Origin of the sequence: Terrisporobacter muris, assembly GCF_024621905.1 — a bacterium.
GTDB lineage: Bacteria > Bacillota > Clostridia > Peptostreptococcales > Peptostreptococcaceae > Terrisporobacter > Terrisporobacter muris.
In genome coordinates, this window is sequence record NZ_JANKBY010000253.1 from 1 (window position 1) to 5,544 (window position 5,544).

General features: G+C 27.0%; 3 protein-coding genes, 2 pseudogenes and 2 other annotated features. Of the genes and pseudogenes, 4 read left to right on the top strand and 1 reads right to left on the bottom strand.

From position 1 onward, the window contains the following. The first annotated feature begins 59 nt into the window (after positions 1 to 59). Positions 60 to 281 (top strand) — a binding site (T-box leader). A gap of 46 nt (positions 282 to 327) precedes the next feature. Beyond that, positions 328 to 555 (top strand) — a binding site (T-box leader). A 64-nt stretch (positions 556 to 619) separates the two neighbouring features. The 4 genes and pseudogenes from NSA58_RS15205 to NSA58_RS15220 all read left to right on the top strand — a co-directional run bounded on the left by NSA58_RS15205 (position 620) and on the right by NSA58_RS15220 (position 4,868). Further along, positions 620 to 1,825, top strand: a complete 1,206-nt coding sequence (locus NSA58_RS15205) for a homoserine dehydrogenase (protein ID WP_074078745.1) — start codon at positions 620 to 622, stop codon at positions 1,823 to 1,825. An 837-nt stretch (positions 1,826 to 2,662) separates the two neighbouring features. Beyond that, positions 2,663 to 3,544 carry an NAD(P)/FAD-dependent oxidoreductase gene (locus NSA58_RS15210; RefSeq protein ID WP_074429786.1) on the top strand — a complete coding sequence of 294 codons (882 nt, stop codon included), beginning with the start codon at positions 2,663 to 2,665 and terminating at the stop codon, positions 3,542 to 3,544. Positions 3,545 to 3,659: 115 nt separating this feature from the next. After that, a pseudogene (locus NSA58_RS15215) lies at positions 3,660 to 4,621 on the top strand (FAD-dependent oxidoreductase). A gap of 67 nt (positions 4,622 to 4,688) precedes the next feature. Further along, positions 4,689 to 4,868 (top strand): hypothetical protein, encoded by a 180-nt coding sequence (locus NSA58_RS15220; RefSeq protein WP_074429991.1) that lies wholly within the window; start codon positions 4,689 to 4,691, stop codon positions 4,866 to 4,868. A 298-nt stretch (positions 4,869 to 5,166) separates the two neighbouring features. On the opposite strand, the pseudogene NSA58_RS15225 reads toward NSA58_RS15220, so the two are convergent. Beyond that, positions 5,167 to 5,544 (bottom strand): annotated as a pseudogene (locus tag NSA58_RS15225) (hypothetical protein); the annotation flags it as partial.

The following is a 5,544-nucleotide window of genomic DNA, read 5'->3' on the forward strand; positions in this document are numbered from 1 at the left end:
AAATACCTTGACAATTAGTAATATTTCTTATAATATTAATTTAAAATAAATTTAGAATTATAAAAGCGATGATTAGAAAGAGTAAATCTAATTCGATTACCAGAGAGAAAAGCTCATGGGCTGTAAGGCTTTTCAAATTAGAGGGATTGAAAACTATCTAGGAGCTGTGATCTGAAGTAATCTCATTGATTTTAGTAAGATTAACCGTAAGCTGCGTTAAAGTATTAAGTGGATTTTTAATCAATTTAGGTGGAACCGCGGGAAGATATCTCGTCCTTATTTATAAGGGCGAGTTTTTTAATTTTTGTATATTTAACAATTTAATATTTAAAGGCAATGAATAGGAAGAGTAAATCTAATTCGATTATCAGAGAGAAAAACTCATGGGCTGAAAAGTTTTTCAAATTAGAGGGATTGAAAACTACCTAGGAGCTGTAATCTGAAGTAATCTCATTGATTTTAGTAAGATTAACCGTAAGCTGCGTTAAAGTTTAAAGTGAGTTTTATTATGTATAAAACTAAATTGGGTGGAACCGCGAGAGACTCGTCCCTTTATGAGGGATTGGTCTCTTTTTTTATTGAGTAAAATGAGTTTTTAAAGTAAAAAGGAGGTTTTAATATGAAAATAGCTATACTTGGATATGGTACTGTAGGAAAAGGTCTTGTACAAATGATTGAGGGAAATAAAAATAAAAGAAATATAGAAATAACAAGCATATTAGTAAGAAATGAAAATAAATATAAATCATCTAAATATGCAAATATAATAACTGAAAGTATAGAAGACATATTTGAAAGTAATATAGACATCCTAGTTGAACTAATGGGAGGATTGCATCCTTCTTATGAATATATAAAAAGAGCTTTGGAAAATAAAATCAATGTTGTTACTGCTAATAAAGACATGTTAGCAGAGTATGGGGATAAACTTGTAAAAATAGCAAAAGAAAATAAAGTAAGCTTACGATTTGAGGCATCAGTTGGAGGAGGAATTCCAGTACTTAAGCCTTTAACAGAATCCTTAGAAGGAAATTCAATTGAAAGTATGTATGCCATATTAAATGGAACTACAAATTTTATATTAAGTAAAATGTATAACGAAGGTTTATCTTATGATGAAGTACTAAAAGAGGCTCAAGAGCTTGGTTTTGCAGAAGCTAATCCAGAAGCTGATGTGGAAGGATATGATGCAGCTAGAAAATTATCTATTTTATCAACTTTAGCTTACAATCGAAGGGTATATTGGAGAGATTTTTATTTAGAAGGAATATCAAAAATTGATATGAAAGATATGGATTATGCAAAAAAAATGGGATGTAAAATTAAATTAGTTGGTCAAAGTAATAAAAAGAATGAGAAGGTTAGTGGTTTTGTAAGACCAGTTCTTGTAGATAATAATAGTTTATTATCTAAAATAGATAATGAATACAATATAGTTGTGTTTAATGGTGATTCTGTGGGAGAATTATCTTTTGTAGGTAAAGGAGCGGGAAAAGAGCCTACAGGAAGTGCTGTTTATGCAGATGTTATAGATATTTTTGACAATAGAATTGCAAATATAGACCAATTTACACAAGATAAAATTGAAGTTGAAAAAACTATAAGTAATAAATGCCAAGTTTTGTTAAGATTTAAGTCTCCTAAAAAAGAAGAGATAATATCCCTTATAAATGCTTGTATAGATCAATATGATGTAATAGAAGATAATGATGAATTGGCTGTTATGGTTTATGCGGATTCAGAATATGAAATTAATAATATTTTATGTTTAATAAAAGATAAAGGGTATTGTAAGGAAAGTAGAAAATTATTGAAAATTAGCTAAAGTAAAATTGAACCATACTTATAAAATGATTATTCATGTAAAAATAAGTATTGCATTAATTATAAGTATGATAGCTCTTTTTTTACATGAATAAAATTGATAGCAAAAGTTAAAATGTATACTTGCTTTAAATTCATAGATATTTATCTTGTGGAGAATGATATGGTGTACATATGATAAATATGAGGACAAGAGGGGGAATGCAAATCTGAGTTCTATATTTTTTAGCAGTTTTTTATGATGACTAATATATGAACTATAATAGAAATATTTCTATGGGTGGGAATTTAATATATAGCTAAATTTCCAAGTTATCCAAGTAAAATAACTTGATTAACGGAGATAGATAAGTGGTATGTTGCATATGGATTTATTAGTTTGTTAAAAGTGTTAGTATATCTAATACCTATGTATATGACTTATAATTCTTAATGTAAAAGTAAGTAAGACATATACATAAAATCACTGAATAAAATCAATTTTAAATAATAAATAAAAAATACTGTTGCATTGAAATATTAAGATGTAACAGTATTTTTTATTATGAAGAAATTATATTGATTTAAAATATTTAGATAATTTGTAAAGTTGATGTATAGCAAAATATATAATTGAAATAATTTCTAAGGTTACAAAAAAGTGTCTAATTGATAGGGATTTTCAATATTGATATATTAGACATATAGAAGTTTATAATACTATATTTCTAATATAGAAAATAGAAAAGATAAGATAAAGTTATATGATGGAATAACAGGTTATGGTAGTGAGCAATATATAAACATAAATGAAAATAATGCAAGTTCAAATAATAGTGTAAATGTGGAGGAAAGATGAATGAGATATGATATAGCAATAGTAGGAAGTGGGCCAGCAGGATTAGCAGCATCTATAAATGCTAAGGTTAGAAATAAAAATATAATAATATTTGGAAGTAATAACGCAAGTGCTAAAATTACAAAAGCACCATCAATAGAAAATTATTTAGGATTTGAAGAGATAAGTGGTGTTCAGTTAAAAGATAAATTTATGTCCCATGTAAAAAGCATGGGTGTAGAAATAACAGAAAAAAGAATTAATAATATTTACAGTATGGGAGATTACTTTACTTTAGTTAGCGGAGATGATATGTATGAAGCCACTACTGTTGTACTTGCTACAGGAGTAGAATATGGAAAAATGATTAAAGGAGAAGAGGAGTATTTAGGAAAAGGCGTTGGATACTGTGCAACTTGTGATGCTTCTTTATATAGAAATAAAAAGGTGGCAATTATAGGAAGTAATCATGAAGGAGAAGAAGATGCAAACTTCTTAAGTGAAATAGCAAGCGAAGTTTATTATATACCAACATATAAAATGACAAATAAACTTAATGATAGTATAAAAATAATAGAAGATAGACCGAAGGAAATAAAGGGCGATCAAGTGGCAAATAAATTAGTGATTAGAAATCAAGAACTAGATGTAGATGGAATCTTTGTAATAAAAGATAGCGTATCACCCCAATATATGGTACCAGGTGTTGAAGCAGATGGATCTCATATAAAATGTGATAAAGATATGAAAACAAACATAGAAGGTTTATATGTGGCAGGTGATTGTGCAGGTAAGCCATACCAATACTTAAAATCAGCAGGACAAGGACAAACAGCTGTATTAAGTGCAATTTCATATTTAGATAAAAAAAGAATAGAGGTTAAAAATAAAGAGCAATCTTAAAAATAAATTTACAAAATATATCGTAGTTACAAAAAAGTACCTAATTGATGAAGTGCTACTTCAATAATATATTATATATATAAGAGTAATAAATAAAGAGTAAGGTGCTTTTAATATGATAAATAAATTTGATACTATAATAATAGGATTTGAAAAAGCTGGCAAGCCTTTAGCAGGTGATTTGGGAAATAGAGGACAAAAGGTTGCTTTAATAGAAAAATCACCTAATATGTATAGTAGAACATGTATAAATAAGGCATTTATACCAACTAAAGCATTGGAAAATTCAGCAAGAATAATTAGAAGAGAAAATTTAAATAACACTGATGAAAAATTTGCAAAATATGAAGATGCAATAAATAAAAAAGAAATTTTAATAACAAAATTAAGAAGTGCAAATTATAACAAACTAAATAGTAATGAAAATATATTTATAAATACAGGTTCAAAACCTTCCATTCCAAATATAAAAGGAATTGATAATAAAAATGTTGTTTATACAATTGAAACGTTAATGCAATTAAAAAACTACCACAAAAAATGACTATTATAGGCGCAGGATATATAGGTCTTGAATTTGCAGGTATTTATGGATTTTTTGGTAGTGAAGTTACAGCTTTAAATACTCACAGTATTATACTTCCAAGAGAAGATAATATCGATGAAATAATAAATATACTTGAAAAAAGAAATGTTAAATTTATAAATAATGTATCTATAAATGAAATAAAAGAAGAAAATAAAATAGCTAAATTAATATATACTAAGGATAACAAAGATTATAAATTAGAAAGTGATATAATTCTTCTGACAGCAGGTAGAAAAGCAAATATTGATAATTTAAAGTTGGAAAATGCTAATCTAGAATTAGATGCTAGAGAATTTATAAAAGTAAATGAAATTTTAAAAACTTCAACAGAAAATATATGGGCATTAGGTGATGTAAATGGAGGGACACAGTTTACTTACATCTCACTGGATGATTATCGTATAGTAGTGAATCATTTATATGGTGATAAAACTAGAAAAACAACAGATAGACAGAACGTACCAAACGCATTGTTTTTTAGATCCTGATTTTTCTAGAGTTGGATTAAATATAAAAGAAGCAAAAGTTAAATGATATGATGTTTTAGTAGCTAAAATGGCAACTGAGGCCATACAAAGAGCTAAACAAATAGGAAGAACAGAAGGATTTATTAAAATTGTAATAGATAAAGATAGTGAAAAAATATTAGGAGCAACTATTATATGTGATGGATCTTCCGAAATAATACATCTAATACAATTAGCTATTGATATGGCGTCAAATATACCTATTTAAGAGACAGAGTATATGCACATCCAATTATGATGGAAGCTCTTATGAGGTATTATCACAAGCTATGATAAAATAGGTTTATAGATAAACTTACCTAGTTTATTCTTTAATGCAAATAAAAATTTAATTAACATAATAGATGGAACATATTGAGAAGAAATAATAGAGCTATTTCACAAGATGACTAAATGTTTGTGTTTTAGCTCTTTTTACATTATTCAAGCTCTTTTTACATTATTCAATATATTTAAAAAGTAAAAAAGTGTATCGCACTACTTTTTAGCACGATAGCACTTTTTTATTAAAATTTCTTAACTTCTTTTATATCAAATAATTTGTGGCTTATCAAGTCTACGTAAGGCTTATTTATAATATAGGATGCAGATAAATAGACTCTTCTTTTATCTTGTCTTCGCCAAAGTCTGAATTTAAGGTTTTCTTCGCTATGGAAAAAGTTTTTATAATAAAATTCAACTTTTTCTAATATTCTTGCTTCTTCCTCACTTACTTTTACTTCAGCTAAAATTTCTTCGATTCTCTCATTAATTTTTTTATCAGAAAGGTAAGACAAACATAATTGAAACTGTAATTTATAATCCACATCTTTATATTCGTCATAGATATTTTTTGCTATCTTATGAGCTTCTTTGTATATGTCGTCCATTTCATACTCTCCTTC